This window comes from Streptomyces sp. SID13666, from assembly GCF_010548325.1.
GTDB classification, from domain to species: Bacteria; Actinomycetota; Actinomycetes; order Streptomycetales; family Streptomycetaceae; genus Actinacidiphila; species Actinacidiphila fildesensis.
This window is the reverse complement of the sequence record NZ_JAAGLX010000020.1, coordinates 37,335-54,983: the sequence shown is the minus strand read 5'-3', so window position 1 is coordinate 54,983 and position 17,649 is coordinate 37,335. Positions and strand designations below refer to the sequence as shown.

13 protein-coding genes are annotated in these 17,649 nt (G+C 68.2%); 12 read left to right on the top strand and 1 reads right to left on the bottom strand.

The window, feature by feature from the left end; all coding sequences use genetic code 11:
- The first annotated feature begins 1 nt into the window (after position 1).
- The 9 genes from G3I60_RS24285 to G3I60_RS24245 all read left to right on the top strand — a co-directional run bounded on the left by G3I60_RS24285 (position 2) and on the right by G3I60_RS24245 (position 13,342).
- Positions 2-847 (top strand): thioesterase II family protein, encoded by an 846-nt coding sequence (locus G3I60_RS24285; RefSeq protein WP_138353988.1) that lies wholly within the window; start codon positions 2-4, stop codon positions 845-847.
- The gene (locus G3I60_RS24280; protein ID WP_138353989.1) at positions 835-1,866 is read left to right on the top strand and encodes a cyclopropane-fatty-acyl-phospholipid synthase family protein; all 1,032 of its coding nucleotides are present in this window, start codon (positions 835-837) and stop codon (positions 1,864-1,866) included. The genes G3I60_RS24285 and G3I60_RS24280 overlap by 13 nt, the downstream gene beginning before the upstream one ends.
- Before the next feature lie 19 nt (positions 1,867-1,885).
- The gene (locus tag G3I60_RS24275; RefSeq protein WP_164607708.1) at positions 1,886-4,570 is read left to right on the top strand and encodes a PEP/pyruvate-binding domain-containing protein; all 2,685 of its coding nucleotides are present in this window, start codon (positions 1,886-1,888) and stop codon (positions 4,568-4,570) included.
- 90 nt (positions 4,571-4,660) lie between these two features.
- Entirely contained in the window at positions 4,661-5,818 is a 1,158-nt protein-coding gene (locus tag G3I60_RS24270; protein WP_164295872.1) for an aromatic ring-hydroxylating dioxygenase subunit alpha, read from the top strand.
- A 164-nt stretch (positions 5,819-5,982) separates the two neighbouring features.
- Positions 5,983-6,576, top strand: a complete 594-nt coding sequence (locus tag G3I60_RS24265; protein ID WP_138353991.1) for a TetR/AcrR family transcriptional regulator — start codon at positions 5,983-5,985, stop codon at positions 6,574-6,576.
- A 161-nt stretch (positions 6,577-6,737) separates the two neighbouring features.
- Positions 6,738-9,650, top strand: a complete 2,913-nt coding sequence (locus tag G3I60_RS24260) for a polyketide synthase (protein WP_138353992.1) — start codon at positions 6,738-6,740, stop codon at positions 9,648-9,650.
- Positions 9,647-10,804 carry an L-prolyl-[peptidyl-carrier protein] dehydrogenase gene (gene redW, locus G3I60_RS24255; protein ID WP_138353993.1) on the top strand — a complete coding sequence of 386 codons (1,158 nt, stop codon included), beginning with the start codon at positions 9,647-9,649 and terminating at the stop codon, positions 10,802-10,804. The genes G3I60_RS24260 and redW overlap by 4 nt, the downstream gene beginning before the upstream one ends.
- Positions 10,805-10,823: 19 nt before the next feature.
- On the top strand, positions 10,824-11,141 hold the full coding sequence (locus G3I60_RS24250) for a RedY protein (RefSeq protein WP_138353994.1): 318 nt from the start codon (positions 10,824-10,826) through the stop codon (positions 11,139-11,141).
- A gap of 173 nt (positions 11,142-11,314) precedes the next feature.
- On the top strand, positions 11,315-13,342 hold the full coding sequence (locus G3I60_RS24245) for an MMPL family transporter (RefSeq protein WP_244809030.1): 2,028 nt from the start codon (positions 11,315-11,317) through the stop codon (positions 13,340-13,342).
- Between the two features lie 79 nt (positions 13,343-13,421).
- Here G3I60_RS24245 and G3I60_RS24240 read toward each other — a convergent pair whose 3' ends face one another.
- Entirely contained in the window at positions 13,422-14,276 is an 855-nt protein-coding gene (locus tag G3I60_RS24240; protein WP_239070174.1) for an AfsR/SARP family transcriptional regulator, read from the bottom strand.
- A gap of 851 nt (positions 14,277-15,127) precedes the next feature.
- Between G3I60_RS24240 and G3I60_RS46495 the strand changes: the two genes are divergently transcribed.
- From G3I60_RS46495 to G3I60_RS24225, 3 genes are all read left to right on the top strand, one after another.
- Positions 15,128-15,709, top strand: a complete 582-nt coding sequence (locus tag G3I60_RS46495; RefSeq protein ID WP_244809032.1) for a DUF4142 domain-containing protein — start codon at positions 15,128-15,130, stop codon at positions 15,707-15,709.
- A 311-nt stretch (positions 15,710-16,020) separates the two neighbouring features.
- The gene (locus G3I60_RS24230) at positions 16,021-16,167 is read left to right on the top strand and encodes a hypothetical protein (protein WP_164607706.1); all 147 of its coding nucleotides are present in this window, start codon (positions 16,021-16,023) and stop codon (positions 16,165-16,167) included.
- Between the two features lie 121 nt (positions 16,168-16,288).
- The gene (locus tag G3I60_RS24225) at positions 16,289-17,506 is read left to right on the top strand and encodes a permease (RefSeq protein ID WP_138354030.1); all 1,218 of its coding nucleotides are present in this window, start codon (positions 16,289-16,291) and stop codon (positions 17,504-17,506) included.
- The last annotated feature ends 143 nt before the right edge of the window (positions 17,507-17,649 follow it).

The following is a 17,649-nucleotide window of genomic DNA, read 5'->3' as shown; positions in this document are numbered from 1 at the left end:
GATGCCGCTCCACCATCACCCGCTCACCATCCAGCAGCACCGGGACCCCACCGGAGCCTGGTTCCCCGCCGCCGACACCCACGCCCCGGCGACGCTCCAGCTCATCTGCTTCTCGTACGCCGGCGGCACACCCTCCGTCTTCCGTGACTGGCAGCGGCAACTCGGCGACGGCGTCCAGGTGGTCCCGGTGCTGCTGCCGGGCCGCGGACTGCGACTACGGGAGCCCCCTTACACCGATATGGGCCCGCTCGCCGCCGACGCGGCCACCGCCCTCGTCGAGTTCGGACTCACCCCCGACTTCGCGCTCTTCGGCCACAGCATGGGAGCGCTGCTGGCCTACGAGGTCGCCTGCGAACTGCGGCGGCGCGGTCACCGCGAGCCACGCCATCTGTTCGTGTCGGGCAGCAGGGCGCCGCACCTGTACGGGACGCGGCAGGACCACACGCTGTCCGACGACGATCTGCGCCGCCTGGTCCATGACCTCGGCGGGCTCGGCGACGACCACGTGACGGCTCGTTCCTACCTCGACCGCCGGCTACCGGTGCTCCGCGCGGACCTGCGGGTCTGTGAGACGTACCGCTGGACCCCACGCAGGCCGCTGCGGTGTCCGATGACCGCGTTCTCCGGGACCGACGACCCGATCGCGACCGCCGCCGGGACGGAGGCCTGGCGCGAGTGCACCACCGGCTCGCTGCTGCGACGGCATCTGCCGGGCGACCACTTCTTCCTCACCGGCGCATCGCGGCTCCGCCTGCTGCGGGAGCTGCGCGGCGAACTCGACCGGCTCCGCCCCGACCAGGAGGCGCGAACCCTCACTGCCCGAAGGACCCCGTCATGGACGCACTGACCCTCAGCAAAGTCATCAGGCAGCGACAGATCCCGCTGCTGCTCTCCCTCACGCGCAATCTCGTGACCCCGCTCTACCGGGCGACCTTCCTGGCGTCGGCCGCGAGCCGCGGCGTACTGCGCCGGATGGCCGTGCGCCCCTGCGACCTGGAGACGCTGGCCGAACACCTGGGGATCCACGGCGACGCCGCGCCGCTGCGCGCCTGGCTCGACATCGGCGTCCAGCTCGGCGATCTCTCCTGGTCGGACGATGCCTACCGGCTCAGGAGCCGCACCGCCAAGGCGCTCGCCCGCGCCGGCCAGGACTCGGTGGCCGCCGCCCTGGAGGAGGTGCTGCGCTTCCACGTGCCGGTGCTCCTCGACGCCCCGGACATGCTGCGCGACGGGCGGCGGCTCTCGCTGAGCGACCAGGACGGTGCGGTGATCGCCCGCTCGACCCGTGTGGTCCAGCCCTTCGTCGAAGAGGCCGTCGCGCACACCCTGGACCGTACAACGCCGGTGCGACTGCTGGAGGTCGGCTGTGGCAGCGGCGTCTACGTCCGGCACGCCGCCTCCCTCAACCCGCGGCTGACCGCACTCGCGATCGATCTGCAGGGCGACGTTGCCAAGCAAGCCGCGGAGAACATGACGGAGTGGGGTCTGCAGGACCGGGTGGAGACCCGCCAGGGCGATATCCGCACCCTCGAGCTGGAGCCCCAGTTCGATCTCATCACCCTGCACAACAACATCTACTACTTCCCCCGGGACGAACGGACCGCTGTCCTGGAACGTGCGCGGGCGCTCCTGGCCCCGGGTGGCAAGGTGCTGCTGACGACCTCCTGCCAGGGCGGCAACGTCGGGCTCGAAGTACTCAACCTCTGGTTCACCTACGCCGACTTCGGCGGCCCACTGCCCCGCGAGGACGAACTCACCGGGCAGCTGGAACGTGCGGGATACACCGACGTCACCGCCCGCCGGATCATCCCGGGCGAACAGTTCCGTGCCTTCGTCGGGACCAACGCACGTGCCGCGCAGATCTGAACCCCGAGGAGAGCACACCATGAAAACCCCCACCGTGAACCAAACGGCCGAGGACCCCCGAATCACCGACATCGTCGTCCTCGGCAGCCAGGACAAGGCGGACGACGGTCTCCTGGGCGGAAAGGCCGCCCGGCTCGACGAGATGATCCGGGCCGGGCTCCCCGTGCCGGCCGCGTTCTGCATCACCACCGACCTGTTCGGCGACTTCCTGCGCGAAAGCGGACTCGACACCCTCGCCGCGACCTCGGGAAGTACCGAGATCCGTGACCGGATACTCGCCGGCCCGGTACCCGAAGCGATCGCCCGCCCCATCCTCGACGCCTACGAGCACCTCGGCCGCCCCCGTGTCGCGGTGCGGTCCTCGGCGGTCAAGGAGGACTCCGCGTCCCAGTCGTTCGCCGGGCAGCACGACACGATTCTGGACATCGCCGGGGACGAGGCACTGCTGGATGCGGTGAAGGTCTGCTGGGCATCCCTGTGGTCGGAGCGCGCCACGGCCTACCGGACGGATCCCGCGGAGGTCGGCGCGATCGCCGTCGTCGTGCAGCGGATGATCCACGCCGATGGGGGCGGGGTCCTGTTCACGACCGATCCCACCTCGGACGCCCCGCACCGCATGGTCGTCGAGGCGTGCTGGGGACTGGGCGAGGGCCTGGTGGCGGGCCGGGTCACCTCCGACTTCTTCGTGGTGGACGACCGCAGTCTGGAGGTCATCGAGGAACGCGTCCGATACAAGGTCACCAAATGTGCCGCGGTGGAGCCGGGCAAGGTCGGCATCACCAAGGTGGACGCGGCCGCCCGCAACGCGCCGTGTCTGACCCGTGAGCAGCTCGCGGACCTGGCCGGGCTGGCTGTGCAGGTCCGCGAACACTACGGTGCCGAGCAGGACATCGAATGGGCTCTGCACGACGGGCAGCTCCACCTCCTGCAGACCAGGCCGATCACCACCACGCCGGTCGCCGCACCGCGCACCAGCCCCTACCTCACACCGCAGAGCGACGCGGTCACCCAGGGCACCCTCTGGTCGCGGATGGACATCGGAGAGATCTTCAACGGTGTCATGTCCCCGCTGGGGCAGACCTTCGCACAGTACTACCAGCGGACGGTGCACGGTGACTGCGCGGCGGCCGTGGGTGTCCGCGACACCGGTGACGTCGGACTGCAGATGGGCTATCTGCAGGGACACATCTATCTCAACATCTCCTACACCTCGTACATGCTCGGCCAGTGTCTGCCCACCCGCGACCAGCGCCACTTCACGAGCCGCTTCGTCAGTGAGGAGGTATCGCTCGACGGGTACGAGAATCCGTTCGGCCGGTTCCCGGGCGGTATGGAGGACCTGCGGTCCCTCGCGTACTGGGTCAAGCACACCGGCGCCGAAATGGCGCGGATGAAGAAGCGGTCGAAACAGATGGTGGCGTCCCGGCTCTACGAGTTCGACCGGGCGCGGGGGATCAGTCTGGAACGGCTGAGCCGCCGCGAACTGAACGCCGAACTCTCCCGCTACCTGGGCTACTTCCACGACATGCACGTCGGTTACATGCCCTACTACATCAACGCGTTCGGGTTCTACGGCATCCTCACGGAGTTGTGCGCCAAGTGGCTCGGCGACGAGGGCGCCAATCTGCAAAACCGCGTGAAGACCGACATGTCGAGCCTGCGGACCGTCGAATCCGCGCGGGAGATATGGGCGGTGGCTCAGGCTGCCAAGGAGCGTCCCGGCGTCCTGCGGATCATCCGCGACAGCGATCTGGGGGACATCCGCGAGAACCTCCTCGCGGACGAGAACGGCCGCTCCTTCTGGAACACCTACATGGAGGCGTTCCTGCGCAACAACGGAACCCGCGGGCGGCAGGAGATGGAGCTCACACATCCCCGGTGGATCGATGATCCGTCCTATGTGTTCCAGATGATCCGGCGGTACGCGGACGACGGGCTGTCCGTCGACGAGATCCTCGAACGCAGTCGCGGTTACACCGAAGGCGATTCGACGACGGTGCTCAGGCGGCTGCCGACCGCCAAGCGCAAGGTGATCGAGAAGGTGATCTCCCTCTTCGTCATGTGCAGCGAGCTGCGCGAGATCACCCGCATGTCGATGGTCACCTCGATCTGGCTGGTACGGAACGTGGTCTACGAGGTCGGCCGCCGGCTCGTCGCGGAGGGTGTGCTGCGCACCCTGGACGAGGTCGCCTACCTCGACTTCGACGACATCCTGCGCTATCTGGGCGGCGACGAAGACGCCCGGTCGGTGTTCTCCCGTACCGCGCTCGACGAGGCCCGACGGGTCTTCCAGAACTACAACCGGCTGCCGGAGCCGCCGCTCACTGTGATCGGCGAGTACGACGTCACCCAGGCGATCGCGCCGGCGGCCGACGGCGCGCGTCTGGAAGGGCTGGGGGCGAGCCCCGGGCGGGTGATCGGGCGCGCCCGCATCATCGAGGACCTCGTCTGGCAGGCGGACGAGTTCCAGGTCGGCGAGATCCTCGTGACGCGCTTCACCGATGCGTCATGGACCCCGCTGTTCGCCATCGCCGGGGGTGTCGTGACGGACATCGGTTCCATGCTCTCGCACAGTTCCATCGTCTCGCGCGAGTTCAACGTGCCGTCGGTCGTCAACACCAAGCACGCGACCCGGCGCATCGCCACCGGCGACATGGTCATGGTCGACGGCAGCACCGGTGTCGTCGAGGTCGTCGAAGGCTGAGGACATAACAGGAACGCGGGACGCCCGTGTCCCTCGCCCCACCACCCATTCCGTGCCCCGCCAGGGGCGGGACCAGACAGGAGCCAGAAAGTGATCCCCAATCAGTGGTACGCGATCCTGCGGTCAGAGGACGTCAGGAAGGACCGGCCGACCGGCGCCCGCCGGCTTGGGCAGGAGCTCGTCATCTGGCGGGACACCAGCGGGCAGCTCGTCTGCCAGTCGGCCCGCTGCCCGCACAAGGGGGCCAACCTCGCGGACGGCCGGCTGCGCGGCGACACGATCGGCTGCCCCTATCACGACTTCCGGTTCGGCACCGACGGCGAGTGCAAGCTGGCGCCGTGCCTCGGCCCGCAGGCACGCATCCCCAAGTCGATGCGTATCGACACCTATCCGGTACGCGAGCAGAACGGGCTGGTCTGGATGTGGTGGGGCCGCCACATGGAGGTCCTGCCCGAGATCCAGGTGCCGCCCGAGGTCGCCGACAAGCCCGCGCTGTACGCGACGGCGACCTGGAGCCAGCCGGTCCACTACACCCGGTACATCGAGAGCCTCCTGGACTTCTACCACGTGCCGATCGTGCACCGGGACCACTGGTTCAACTACGCCGACTACATGGGCTGGGGAGGCACGTTCAAGAAACTGGGGCTCGACGGACGCAGGCGCTACATCGCCATGACCAAGGTCGAGAACAGCGTTCTGGAGACGGACGGGACCACCATCCGGCACGCCTTCGACCTGTGCGAGGAGGGTGATCCCACCAACCGCAACTTCCTGAACGTGACGTTCACCTTCCCCGGCATGGTGCACATCCACACCGCGCCGTTCGACGTCACGATCTGGATGACGCCCATCGACGACGAGCACACCCAGGTGATGTTCCGCTGGTACGAGGATCCGCACCTGCAGAAGGTCCTGCGCTTCAAGAGCCTCCGGCTGCTGATCCCGCGCTTCGCGCTCTTCGCGCAGAAGCGCGTCCAGGAGGTCCAGGACATGCGCGTGGTCACCCGCGTGGAGCCGAAGATCAGCGGACGCGGCGTCAACAAGCTCGTCGCCGTGGACGAGCTGAACGCCAAGTATCTGGTACTGCGGGACAAGCTCAAGAAGGACGCCGAGGCCGAGGCGGAAGTCGGCGCCGCGGCCGATCCGGCCGCCGGCCGCACCCCGGCGGCGAACAGCTCTCCGGAAAGCGGATCTGGCCATTCCAAGGGCTCCGCTCCGGCGAAACTCCAGGTCACCACGCCGGAGTGACCGAATGTCAGCCATCGTTCCGGAACGGTGGTGACGCGCGCCCCCGTCGGGTCTATGCTCAGTCCCAGACGCCTTGGTCAATCGCCCAGGGCGAACGTCCAAACAGGTGTGCGCGATCACCGCGTTCCGCGCGGAGGTGCCACATGGCAGATGTGGAGCGATCAGTGACTCCGACCTCGGTGGAGCAGGGCCAGGAAACCCGGGCCCGGCTGCTCGCCGCCGCAGCGCGGCTCATCGTGGAGGAGGGCTGGGGCGCGGTGACCACGCGGAAAGTGGCCGCCGCCGCCGGGCTGCGCCCCGGGCTGGTCCACTACCACTTCGAGACCGTCACGGTGCTCCTGGTCGAAGCCGCGCTGGACACGGCACGACGCGAGGTCCGCGGACTGATGGCGATGCTGTCGCAGTCCGCGGAGGGCCCGGCCGGAGTGGAACAGGCACTGGCGGGAATGGCCCAGTACTCCGCCGACGACTCCGCGACGATCCTGTTCACCGAGATGCTGCTGGCCGCCACCCGCAACGAGCGGCTGCGTGAGCAGCTCTGTGCCCTGCTGCGCGAGTGGCGGAGCGGCGTCGCGCAGTGGCTGCGAGACCACGGAGCCACTGACGCGGAAGCCACCGCCGTCGTTCTGGGAGCCGTAATCGACGGCCTGGTGCTGAACCGCCTCATCGATCCGGGCCTGGCTTCCGTACGGGTCGACGGCCCCCTGGGACGCCTGGTCGGCTTCCGCGACGGAACGGAGGCATCTGGTCCGTCCTGAAGCCCACCCCCGGCCAGGCCGGGCGCCGGACCGCGAAGCCGCCGCCAACCCCGTTACGGCGCGCCGGCTTCGCGTTCCGGCCGCTCCATCCAGCGGGCTCGCGCTCCAACTGCCGGCCACCACCGCCATCGACCAGACCGAGACACAGGAGTCGCCGCATCATGACCTCCGAGTCGGAAGCCCATCGCAGCCAGGCGACAGACGCGCGCGAGCCCATCGCCATTGTGGGCATCGCGGCGCTGTATCCGCAGGCCCGCGGCACCGACGCCTACTGGGACCTGATGAAGGCCACGTCTCTGCACTGCGGCTGCGCGATCCCGGCCCCCGGTGGAGCGGCGGGCTCCGGTCCGCAGCACGGCGCCCGGTGGAACCACTGCGGGCAGACGCAACCGTTCGACCCGGCCGATCCCGCCCCTGTGCTCGACAGCACGGCCATCGACGTCGCCCGCTTCGGGATCCCGCCCGCACAGTCGAAGTCGATGACGCGGCTGCAAACACTGATGCTCGAAACAGCCCGCATGTGCCTCACCGACGCGGGCTACGCTGAACGGCCCCTGCAGACCGACCGGACGGACGTGATCGCGGGAACGTGCTTCGGCCTCGACCGGCAGTACGCCAACGCCTTGCGCATCGAGTCCGGCCGGTACGTCCGGGAGCTGGAGAACGCCACCGCCGCCGCTCCGCGCGGCGCCACCCGCCGCAACTCCGCCGAGACCGGCAGGGAATTGCGGTCGGTCCTGGCCCGGCGCATGGGCGGATCGCCGCACGACCGAGTCGGGGAGATGGCCAGCACCATTCCGGCCCGGATCGCCACCGTCTTCAAACTCCGCGGCCGCACCCTGGCTTTGGAATCCGCCGACGTCACGTCATTCATCGGTATTTGGCACGCCCTCAACAGCCTGCGAGGCGGAGTATCGGACGCCGTACTCGTCCTCGCCGGCCAGTTACAGGAGAGTGGCCTGCTCACTGACGCGTTGGCGGCGAAGGGCCTGCTGGCACCCGGCACTCATCCTTTCGCGGCCGACGGCCGCGGCTTCGCGCTCGGCGAGGGAGTCGGCGCCCTGCTGCTCAAACGCCGTTCGTCGGCGGTCCAGGACGGGGACCGCATCTACGCGTCGATCCTCGACTGCTCCCAACGGTACGACTCCCGCCCCGGGACCTTCCGCTACTCCACCTCCGTCGGCAACCGCCACGAAGCCGTCTCGGCGGCCTACCGGGCCGCTGGGGTGCCGGTGGAATCGATTCAGTACGTGGAGTGCGCCGGCTCCGGCATCAGCCGCGAGACCGAGAGTGAAATAGCGTCCCTCAACCGGCAGTTCAACGGTATGCCGGCGGGTTCGGTGGCGCTGGGCAGTGTCCGGGACCGGCTGGGCCACACCTTCGCCAACGCCGGACTGGCCAGCCTCACCAAAGTCGCCCTGGCCCTCTACCACCGCAGAATCCCCCCGCACTGGGCGCCCGACCCGACTCCGCAACTGGATCTCACCGGCACCCCGTTCCACCTCTCCCCCACCCTCCGGAACTGGCCTCCCGGCGTATCGGGTGGCCCTCGCCGCGCCGCCGTCGGTGGAGCGTCACTGACCGGTGCACTCGTCCACCTGGTCCTGGAGGAACACGACGCACGCCGACCGGCCCGTACCGCACCACCGCCTCCGCCGCGCGCCCGGACGCGGGATGCCGAACCGATCGCCGTGATCGGCGCCGGCGCATACTTCGCCGGCTCGCCGGACGCGGAGAGTTTCTGGCGCACCACCCTGTCCGGCAGGGACCGGATCGGCCCGGTACCGGAGTCCCGGTTCGACAGGGAGCTGCACTTCGCCGAGGGCGCCCTCAGCCTCACCCACAGCTACACCGATCAGGGCGGCCACGTCCCGCTGCCCGAGGCGCCGCCTCCGCAACTCCGCATCACTCCGCTGCGCTACGCGGCCATGGACGCCGCTCAGCGCGTCGCCCTGACCGTCGCCAGCGAACTGTTCCCACAACGCAGTCGCTCTGCGGGCCCGCTCACCGGCCCTGGTCTGATCGTGGTCGGCAGCAACCTGGGCCTGACCAGGGAGCGCCGGCTGAACGCCGAACGCGCGCTGGGCACGTTGGCGGCCGAGGTCCGTGACCTCAGCACACTCGCCCACCTGTCCGCGGCGGAGAAGGCGGCACTGACCGAAGAGGTTCGCGAGCGGTACGGCCCCACGGACCAGCCCCTCTCCCCCGCCGACCTCGACGGCTACCTCGCGAGCGGCGTGGCGGCACTGATCGCCAACGAGTTCCACCTGGACGCCCTGCCCATCGCGGTGGAAGCGGCGTGCGCGTCCTCGCTGGCCGCGCTCGATGTCGCTGTCAGCGCGCTGCGCTCCGGCGCGGTCGAGTATGCCGTCACCGGAGGAGTCGAACTGGCCTGCAACGCCCGGGACATGGTGCTCTGCTCCTCCCTGGGGCTCCTGTCTCACAACAGGATCACCCCGTTCGACGCCGGCGCCGACGGGTTCACACCGGGCGACGGCTGCGCGCTGTTCCTCCTCAAACGGCATACGGACGCAGTGCGCGACGGCGATGTCATCCTCGGTCTACTGCGAGGAGTCGGCGCCTCCAACGACGCCAAGTCCCTGATCGCGCCCGACACCGCGGGCCAGGCCGCCGCGATGCGGCAGGCGTTCAGCCAAGTGGACTTCGATTCGGCCGCGGTCGACTACCTCGAGGCGCACGGAACCGGAACCCAGGTCGGGGACCGCGTCGAGATCGCCGCTGCCGCCCAGGTGTACGGCGGCCAGGAGCGGACCCGCCCGTTGCGGATCGGCTCCGCGAAGTCCTTCTTCGGCCACACCTTCGCCGCCGCCGGCGCCGCAGGGCTGCTGCGCGCGCTGCTGGCCATCCGGGAGAAGACCCTGCCGCCGAACGTCAACCTCCGGACCGTCAACCCGGCACTGGATCTCGCGGCGATCCCTGCCGTGATCGCCACCGAACCATCACCCTGGCCCGCTCCGCCCGGCCGGCCCCGCCGCGCGGGCGTGAGCTCGTTCGGCACCGGCGGAATCAACTATCACCTGCTCGTAGAGGAACACCTGGACGGATCACGATGAACTTCGACTTCGACCCCGCCACCCAAGAGATGTACGACGCAGTGGCACTGTTCTCACGGAAGAAGCTCTGCGCCACCACCACCGGCTTCGACTCCGACGAGTTCCGCTCCCGTTGGCAACTGGCCGGGCACCAAGGCCTCGTGGGCAGTACGGTCCCGACCGAGTACGGCGGTGGCGGACTGGACGCGGTAACTGCCGCCGCTCTCATGGAGGCGCTCGGCGAGGGCTGCACCGATACCGGCTTCGCATTCTCCGTCGCCGCCCACCTCTTCGCCTGCCTCATGCCGATATCCGCCTTCGGGACGGAGGACCAGAAGAAACGCTGGCTGCCGGGCCTGAGCTCCGGAGAACACATAGCGGCACACGGGATCACCGAACCGGACGCCGGATCCGACGCGTTGAATCTGCGCACCCGAGCCCGACGCGTCGGTGACCACTACGTGCTCAACGGTGACAAGTGCTTCATCACGAACTCCCCCGTAGCCGATGTGTTCGTCGTCCAGGCCGTCACCGAGCCCGGCGCCGGCTTCTTCGGCCTGACCTCGTTCATCGTCGAAGCGGGAACTCCCGGACTGACCGTCGGCCGGCCCTACGACAAGGTCGGCCTGCGCGGTTCCCCCACGGCGGACGTGCACCTCGAGGACTGCGCCGTCCCCGCCGACCAGGTACTGGGAGCCGAGGGAACGGGGGCCGGCGTGTTCTCGTCCTCGATGAACTGGGAACGCACCTGCCTGTTCGCCGCGTACCTCGGCGCGATGCGCCGCGTGCTGGACTCCACCATTCGCTACGTCAGGGAACGCGAGCAGTTCACCGTTCCGATCGGCTCCTTCCAGGCGGTCAGCCACCGCATCGTGGACATGACCCTGCGGTTGGAGTCAGCGCGGCTGCTGCTCTACAAGGCGGCCTCCGGGCTGGCCCGCGGCAGTGAGGACGAGACGCCTCCGGCATTGGCGAAGCTCGCCGTGAGCGAGGCGGCGGTGCAACTCGGGCTGGACGCCGTCCAGTTGCGCGGAGCAGTCGGGGTCCTCGACGGCGAGGCCGAGACGTTCCTGCGGGACGCGCTGCCGTCGCGCATCTTCTCGGGCAGCAACGAGATCCAGAAGAACAACATCGCCCGCGCCATGGGCCTAAGCCGCCCGATCCGGCGGCACTGATTCGGTACGGAGGACACCAATGGAAGTAATCTTTCACCCCATTCGTCTGCACCCGGGTGCCAGTCCGGAGCACTTCGAGGCCTGGGTACGGGAAACCGACTACACCGCCTGCGCCGAACTGCCCAGTGTGAACGCCTTCACCGTGCACAACGTCTCCCGATCTCCCACCGCTCAGGTCCACTTCTTCGAGATCATCTGGGTGAGCAGCCGCGAAGCCTTCGAGCGGGACACGCAGACCAGCGTATTCCGCCGGCTCGCCCTCGGATTCTCCGAAATGGCCTCGGTAGTCGACGAATTCGTGGGACAGCCCATCGAACCCGGCTATCTCGCCGCGTAGGCCACCCCCCCAAGCCCACCGGCACCGGAAGCGTCGAAGTATGACGACGATCAGGAAAGGCTTCAGCCATGCCAGGAAATTCCCCCCAGAATTCGAAAGCGCTCGTCGGTGTCCGATCCGCTCGGAAGAGGTCGCTCTCCGCATGGATCACCGGACGCCGCACGAAGTACATCGTGATCGCCTTCTGGCTGGTCCTGGTCGCCGTGACCGCGGCGTACGCGGGCAAGCTCTCCGGGGTCGAGAAGAACGACGTCGAGTCCTCACTGCCCAAGAGCGCGGAATCGACGCAGGTGTTCAACGCCCAAGCGGCGTTCGGCTCGCCGTACACGGCCCCTGCGGTCATCGTGTACCAACGCGCCTCGGGTCTGACGAACGCCGACCGGACGAAGATGGCGGCTGACGCCAAGGTGTTCGGTCAGCGCACGGACCTGGACGGTCCCGTCATCGGCCCCATCGCGGCCAAGGACGGCACCGCCGCACAGGTCACCGTCCCGCTGAACCTCGGCCCCGACACCTTCAGCAAAGCCGGTGACGTCGTCGCAGCGCTCCGGAAGACAGCCCAGCACGACGCGGCCGGCCTGGAGACGCACATCGCCGGGCCGGCAGGGGACGAGGCCGACCTCAGCAAGGCCGTGGGCGGCATCGATACGACGCTGCTCTTCTCCACCCTTGCCGTCGTCATCGTGATCCTGCTGGTGACGTACCGAAGCCCCTTGCTGTGGCTGCTGCCGATCGTCTCCGCGGGAGTGTCCCTGTCGGGAGCCCAGGCCGCCATCTACGTCCTCGCCAAACACGCGGGACTGACCGTCAGCGCGGACGGCGCCGGGATTCTGACCATCCTCGTCTTCGGCGCCACCACGGACTACTCGCTCCTGCTCATCGCGCGCTACCGAGAGGAACTCGGCCGCCACAGCGACCGCCACGAGGCCATGGCCGTGGCCCTGCGCAGGTCGGGTCCCGCCATCATCGCCAGCGCCTCGACCGTCGCGGTCGGCATGATCTGCCTGATGCTCGCCGACATGAACTCCACCAAGGGCCTGGGCCCGGTCTTCGCCGTGGGCATCGTGGTGGGCGCCGTCGTCATGCTGACCCTCTTCCCCGCGCTGATGGTCACCGTCGGACGGTGGATCTTCTGGCCCGCCAAACCGCAGTACGGCACGACGGAGCCTGCCACGACGGGCCGCTGGGCCGCCATCGGCAACCGGATCGCGCGCCGGCCGCGGCTCACCTGGGTCGTGACCGCACTGGTCCTTGCCGCGACGGCGGTGGGAATCGTCCAACTGAACTCCAGCGGCCTGTCCAACAAGGAGGCGTTCACCACCCACCAGGACTCGGTGGCCGGGGAGACCGCCCTCGCGCAGCACTTCGAAGCCGGGCTGGGCAGTCCCCTCGTCGTCACCAGCACCGCGCAAGGCGCGGGCGAGGTACGCAGGACGCTGCTCACCGTCAACGGCATCGAACCGGCCAGTGTGACGCAGCCGCTGGTCAAGGGCGATCTCGCCTATGTGCAGGCGACGCTCACCGACCCGCCCGACAGCGGCGCGGCCTACCGGACCGTGGACCGTGTTCGTACCGCAGTGCATTCCGTACCGGGATCGCATGCCCAGGTCGGCGGCGACACCGCACTCAAGCTCGACGTCGAACGGGCGACCAGGCAGGACCGCAACCTCATCGCCCCCATCGTGCTGGCGGTGGTTCTCCTGATCCTGGTGCTGCTCCTACGGGCCGTCGTCGCCCCGCTGCTCCTGATCGCCACCGTGGTCCTGTCCTGTGCGGCGACCTTGGGTGTCAGTGCCCTCGTCTTCCGGCACATCTTCGACTTCGGCGCCGAGGACAACTCCTATCCGCTCTACGTGTTCGTCTTCCTGATCGCCCTCGGCATCGACTACAACATCTTCCTGATGACGCGGATCCGGGAGGAGACGGCCAAGCACGGCACCCGTCCCGCGACCCTGATCGGACTCGCCGCGACCGGCGGGGTCATCACGTCGGCGGGGGTGGTTCTCGCGGGTACCTTCGCGGTGCTGGCCACGCTTCCTCTGACGCAGTTCGCCGAACTCGGCTTCTCCGTGGCGTTCGGCATCCTTCTGGACACCTTCATCGTCCGGTCGGTGATGGTCACCGCCCTCAACCTGGACATCGGACGGCACATCTGGTGGCCGCACCCGCTGCGCCACAAGCGCGACGAACCGGTCACCTGACCCATAGCCCGGGGACCTGCCTACGGATGGCGGCTCTGCCGCCATCCGTAGTCGCGCCCATGGCTTGTGGAACCCGAGGTCAGGGGGCCCTCAGCAGGTCGAGTCCGCGGGCGCCCGGTGCCCGGTGCCCGGACCACACGGCTGACGGGTCGGTGAGCGCCGGGTCCTGGGCCAGAATCTCGGCGTGCCGACGCTGCAGCGGGATTCCCGGCTGTACCGCCAGCTCCTCGTCCAGCCGGCGCCATGTCGTCTGGAACACGTCCAGCGCCTCACCCTGTCGGCCGGTCCGGTACAACGCGAGCATCAGCAGTTCACAGAACCGCTCGCGCAACGGGTATTGCGCAGTGAGTTGTTGGAGCTCCGAAATCGCCTGGCGCTCGTCACCGACGGCGAGCCGAGCGCTGATCAGGTCTTCCCACACGGTCATCCGACGCTCGTCGTAGAGAGCGGCGGCTCCACGGCACCGCAGACCGTCGCCCGCGTCCAGCAGCGCCGGGCCGCGCCACAACTCAAGACTGGACTGCAGCAGTTCCAAGGCCTGTTCCGGCTGGTTGTGCAACATCGCGGATCCCTGGGCCGCGAGGTCCAGGAACCTGTTGCCGTCGACACACGCGGGCGGAACATCGAGCAGGTACCCGTTACGGACGGCACGCAGCACCGTCGGGCTCTTCGGACTGCTGCCCGGATCATCGAGCACCTTGCGTATGCGGGTGGCCGTCGCCTGCAGAGCGTTGAGCGTATTGCCCACGGGCTGACCCGACCACAGCTCATCAGCCAGTTCTACATGCGCAATCGCCTTTCCCGCGTCCAGCGCAAGAGTCGCGAGCATGGCGCGCACCTTGTTCGCCCGTATCTCAGTCCGTCCGCCATGCGCAGAAACGGACACCAGGCCCAGTATGTAGATCTCCATAAAACCCCCGTCTTCAATTGCCATGCATCACATGCAGCGGAAGCTCGGTGTATTTTGCCAGGAGGCCCCATCAGAATGCCCAGGGTCGCTTTCAGGTCACTGACACACAACTATCTACCGCTTCTCCCATAGCAATTGAGTCTCGCAGACCACGTCGTTGACTGTCATCCAACCACCGTGCTGTTTCCGCACTGCACGTCCGGACGAGACCGGCCGCGAGGACTCAACCGTTCATTGAGGCCGCCAAGGCCTGCCTCCGCGGATCGTTGCTCCGGACCGCCGCAAACCGGTGTCCCTGGCTGCTGCACGACCGTGTCCGGACTCCGTTGCGCCCCGTTGAAGACCCGAGCTGCGCCGACAGTTCCTGGCGGCGCTCGACACCTGCGGGACGGCACCCTGACCGGACGGTCATCCGCCGGGCGATCGCACGGGTTCGGTCGCGCTCCGTTCGACCGGGGCTTCGACATCCTCAACTCCGGTGGGTGCCCGGCGCGGACCCAGCGACGGCGGGCGGCGTTCAGAGCCGCCAGGGCACGCCGGTGCTCCGTGCGGGCGAAGCGGGTCATGGCCGGTGGACCGACGACGAAGCTGACGCATACCGCGGCGGCGTAGTGGCCGAAGGAAGCGGGATCCTATCCGATGAATGCCACATGCTCCCTGCTTTTGAGCATCGTCGCTGAATCCATTTGTTTGCTCAGTGCAAAGGTTAGCGTGGCCTGTGCCCCAGCGCTCTCAGGCACCACAGCACCCGTGACCCGTCGCGCACTCCAGGAGGCATGATGAAGTCTCACTCACGAAATTCCCGGCCTTCGTCCCGTAGTGGCCGTGGCCGCCTGATAGCCACCGCGGTCGCTCTCCTGGCAGTCATCGCCATCGTGACCGTGTGGCTCGCGCAGAAGAACAGCGCGGCCGACGAGTCCGGTTCGGCCAACCTCCCGGCAGCGGGGACGGGACCGGCAGCACTTCAGGCGGCGAACACCGGCGCAGTCACCGCGTTGGACAAGACCTTCCTCACCAAGGTCCGGCAGGCAGGACTGTGGGAGATGCCGGCAGGCCGACTGGCCCAGACACACGCGTCGAGCGAAGCGATCAAACGGGCCGGCATGCATGTGCTCGACGGTCACAGCAAACTCGACCAACTGGTCCGCGAGGACTCCGAGGCACTGAACGTGCCGATCCCCAACCAGGCGACAGCCGAACAGCAAGGCTGGGTGAACCAGTTGGAGAAGGTCAACGGCCCCGCTTTCGACCAGCTCTTCGTGGACCTGCTCCGGGCGTCCCACGGCAAGGTGTTCATCACCATTGGCGAGGTCCGGGCATCCACCAAGAACTCCTTGGTGAGGCGACTGGCAACCGAGACCAACAACACCGTCCAGGACCACATGGAAGTCCTGGAGGACACCGGCCTGGTCACGGACGCCACCCTCGACGACGTCGCCTCCACCATTCCCAAATGAGATGACCCCCGGAGTGTGGACGCTCGATTGCGCAGGCGAGGTGGAGCCCGGTAGCTGCGACCTGCACAGGGGCGATATCGCCGCACCAATTCCATCCGGAGCGTCGGCGCTGAACTTATGCTGGGCCGGATCCGGCGCCGGCAGCGCGAGCCGGTCCGGGATCATGACGCGTTTCCTCCTAGGCGGGTGACGGCTGACGATGCCGTTCTCGCGCATCAGCCTCGCGGCCCGTTTGCGGTGTGACCGTGTGGCCGAAGCTGCGCAGTTCGTCGATGGACGCAACGCGTACCGTAGTTCCTGCGATGTTCGGCGTGGGTTTCACGAACCTCGGCGACCATGTCGGACGACCGAGCATCCGCTCCCGAACACGGTCGGCGGTGCGGCGGAACCGGCTGTTCCTGCAGTTCCAGACGGGGGGAACACTCCGCACCGCCGCCCTGGCCCCGAACGTCGACTGAACCGCCGAGGGGCGCCGCCGACGCGGCAACGCCCCTCACTCGGCCACCCGTACGACGCCCTCTCGGATGCGCCGTGTCGGTGGCCCCGTTGTTGTGCCTCTGTCGGAAGGCTTCAGAGATGATCCCTGCCGTAGTGCACGCCCTGTCGATCACCGGTTCCATGACCTGGGAGATCACCTGGGCCCTGATCCTGGGCTTCGCCCTGTCCGCCGTGGTCCAGGCGGTCATCCGCAAGTCCACCGTCGTCTCCCTGCTGGGTGACGACCGCCCCCGAACCCTGGCCATCGCCGCGGGCCTAGGCGCCGCCTCGTCCTCGTGCTCCTACGCCGCTGTCGCCCTGGCTCGCTCCTTGATCCGCAAGGGCGCGAACTTCACCGCCGCGATGGCCTTCGAGATCGCCTCCACCAACCTCGTCGTCGAACTCGGCGTGATCCTGGCACTGTTGATGGGCTGGCAGTTCACCGCGGCCGAATTCGTCGGCGGCCCCATCATGATCGTCGCACTGGCGGTCCTGTTCCGCCTGTTCCTGCGCGACGAACTCCTGCACCGGGCACGCGAGCAAGCCGACCGCGGGCTGGCCGGCTCCATGGAGGGTCATGCCGCGATGGACATGTCCGTACAGCGAGAAGGCTCCTTCGCCCGCCGCTTGTTCTCCCGTGAAGGGTTCACCTCAACAAGCCACGTCTTCGTCATGGAGTGGGCCTCGATTCTGCGCGATCTCGTGATCGGCCTGCTGATCGCCGGGGCCGTCGCCGCCTGGGTGCCCGACGCGTTCTGGCGCACGTTCTTCTTCGACGGCCATCCGCTGGCATCCAAACTCTGGGGGCCAGTCATCGGCCCGCTGGTCGCCATCGCCTCGTTCGTCTGCTCGATCGGCAACGTGCCCCTCGCGGTCGTGCTCTGGAAGGGCGGCATCAGCTTCGGCGGCGTCGTCGCGTTCATCTTCGCCGACCTTTTGATTCTGCCGATCCTCAACATCTACCGGAAGTACTACGGCGCCCGCATGGCGCTGTTCCTGCTCGGCACCTTCTACCTCGCGACCGTCATCGCTGGATACATCGTGGAATTCGCCTTCGGCGGCCTCGGCCTCATCCCCGACCAGGCCGACGCGAAGCTCCCTATGGAAGGCGTCACCTGGAACTACACCACCTACCTCAACATCGCCTTCCTCCTCCTGGCCGCCACCCTCCTCATCCGATTCCTCCGCACCGGCGGACGCGGCATGCTCCGCATGATGGGCGGCCCACCCGGCACCGACCACCACGGACACCCTGGCACCCTCGCCCACAACCAAAGACCGAACAGCGGGAACCACCAGGGACACCCCGGTCAGAGCTAACCCTCGGTGAAGCCCCCACCTGAGGGCGGGGCCCAACATCCCCCCAGGCCCCTCCCCGCACGGTCTCGCCATGCGCTCCGGTAGGGGTCCCGGGTCAGGGTTTTCCCCGGAGTCCGAACTCGGCCATGCGGCCGGGAACAGGC

What these genes read in the sequence shown, in the direction of transcription:
- G3I60_RS24260 (WP_138353992.1), top strand. Translation starts at nt 6,738, where the DNA reads ATGACCTCCGAGTCGGAAGCCCATCGCAGCCAGGCGACAGACGCGCGC.
- G3I60_RS24250 (WP_138353994.1), top strand. Translation starts at nt 10,824, where the DNA reads ATGGAAGTAATCTTTCACCCCATTCGTCTGCACCCGGGTGCCAGTCCG.
- G3I60_RS24285 (WP_138353988.1), top strand. Translation starts at nt 2, where the DNA reads ATGCCGCTCCACCATCACCCGCTCACCATCCAGCAGCACCGGGACCCC.
- G3I60_RS24280 (WP_138353989.1), top strand. Translation starts at nt 835, where the DNA reads ATGGACGCACTGACCCTCAGCAAAGTCATCAGGCAGCGACAGATCCCG.
- G3I60_RS24240 (WP_239070174.1), bottom strand. Translation starts at nt 14,276, where the DNA reads ATGGCAATTGAAGACGGGGGTTTTATGGAGATCTACATACTGGGCCTG.
- redW (WP_138353993.1), top strand. Translation starts at nt 9,647, where the DNA reads ATGAACTTCGACTTCGACCCCGCCACCCAAGAGATGTACGACGCAGTG.
- G3I60_RS24275 (WP_164607708.1), top strand. Translation starts at nt 1,886, where the DNA reads ATGAAAACCCCCACCGTGAACCAAACGGCCGAGGACCCCCGAATCACC.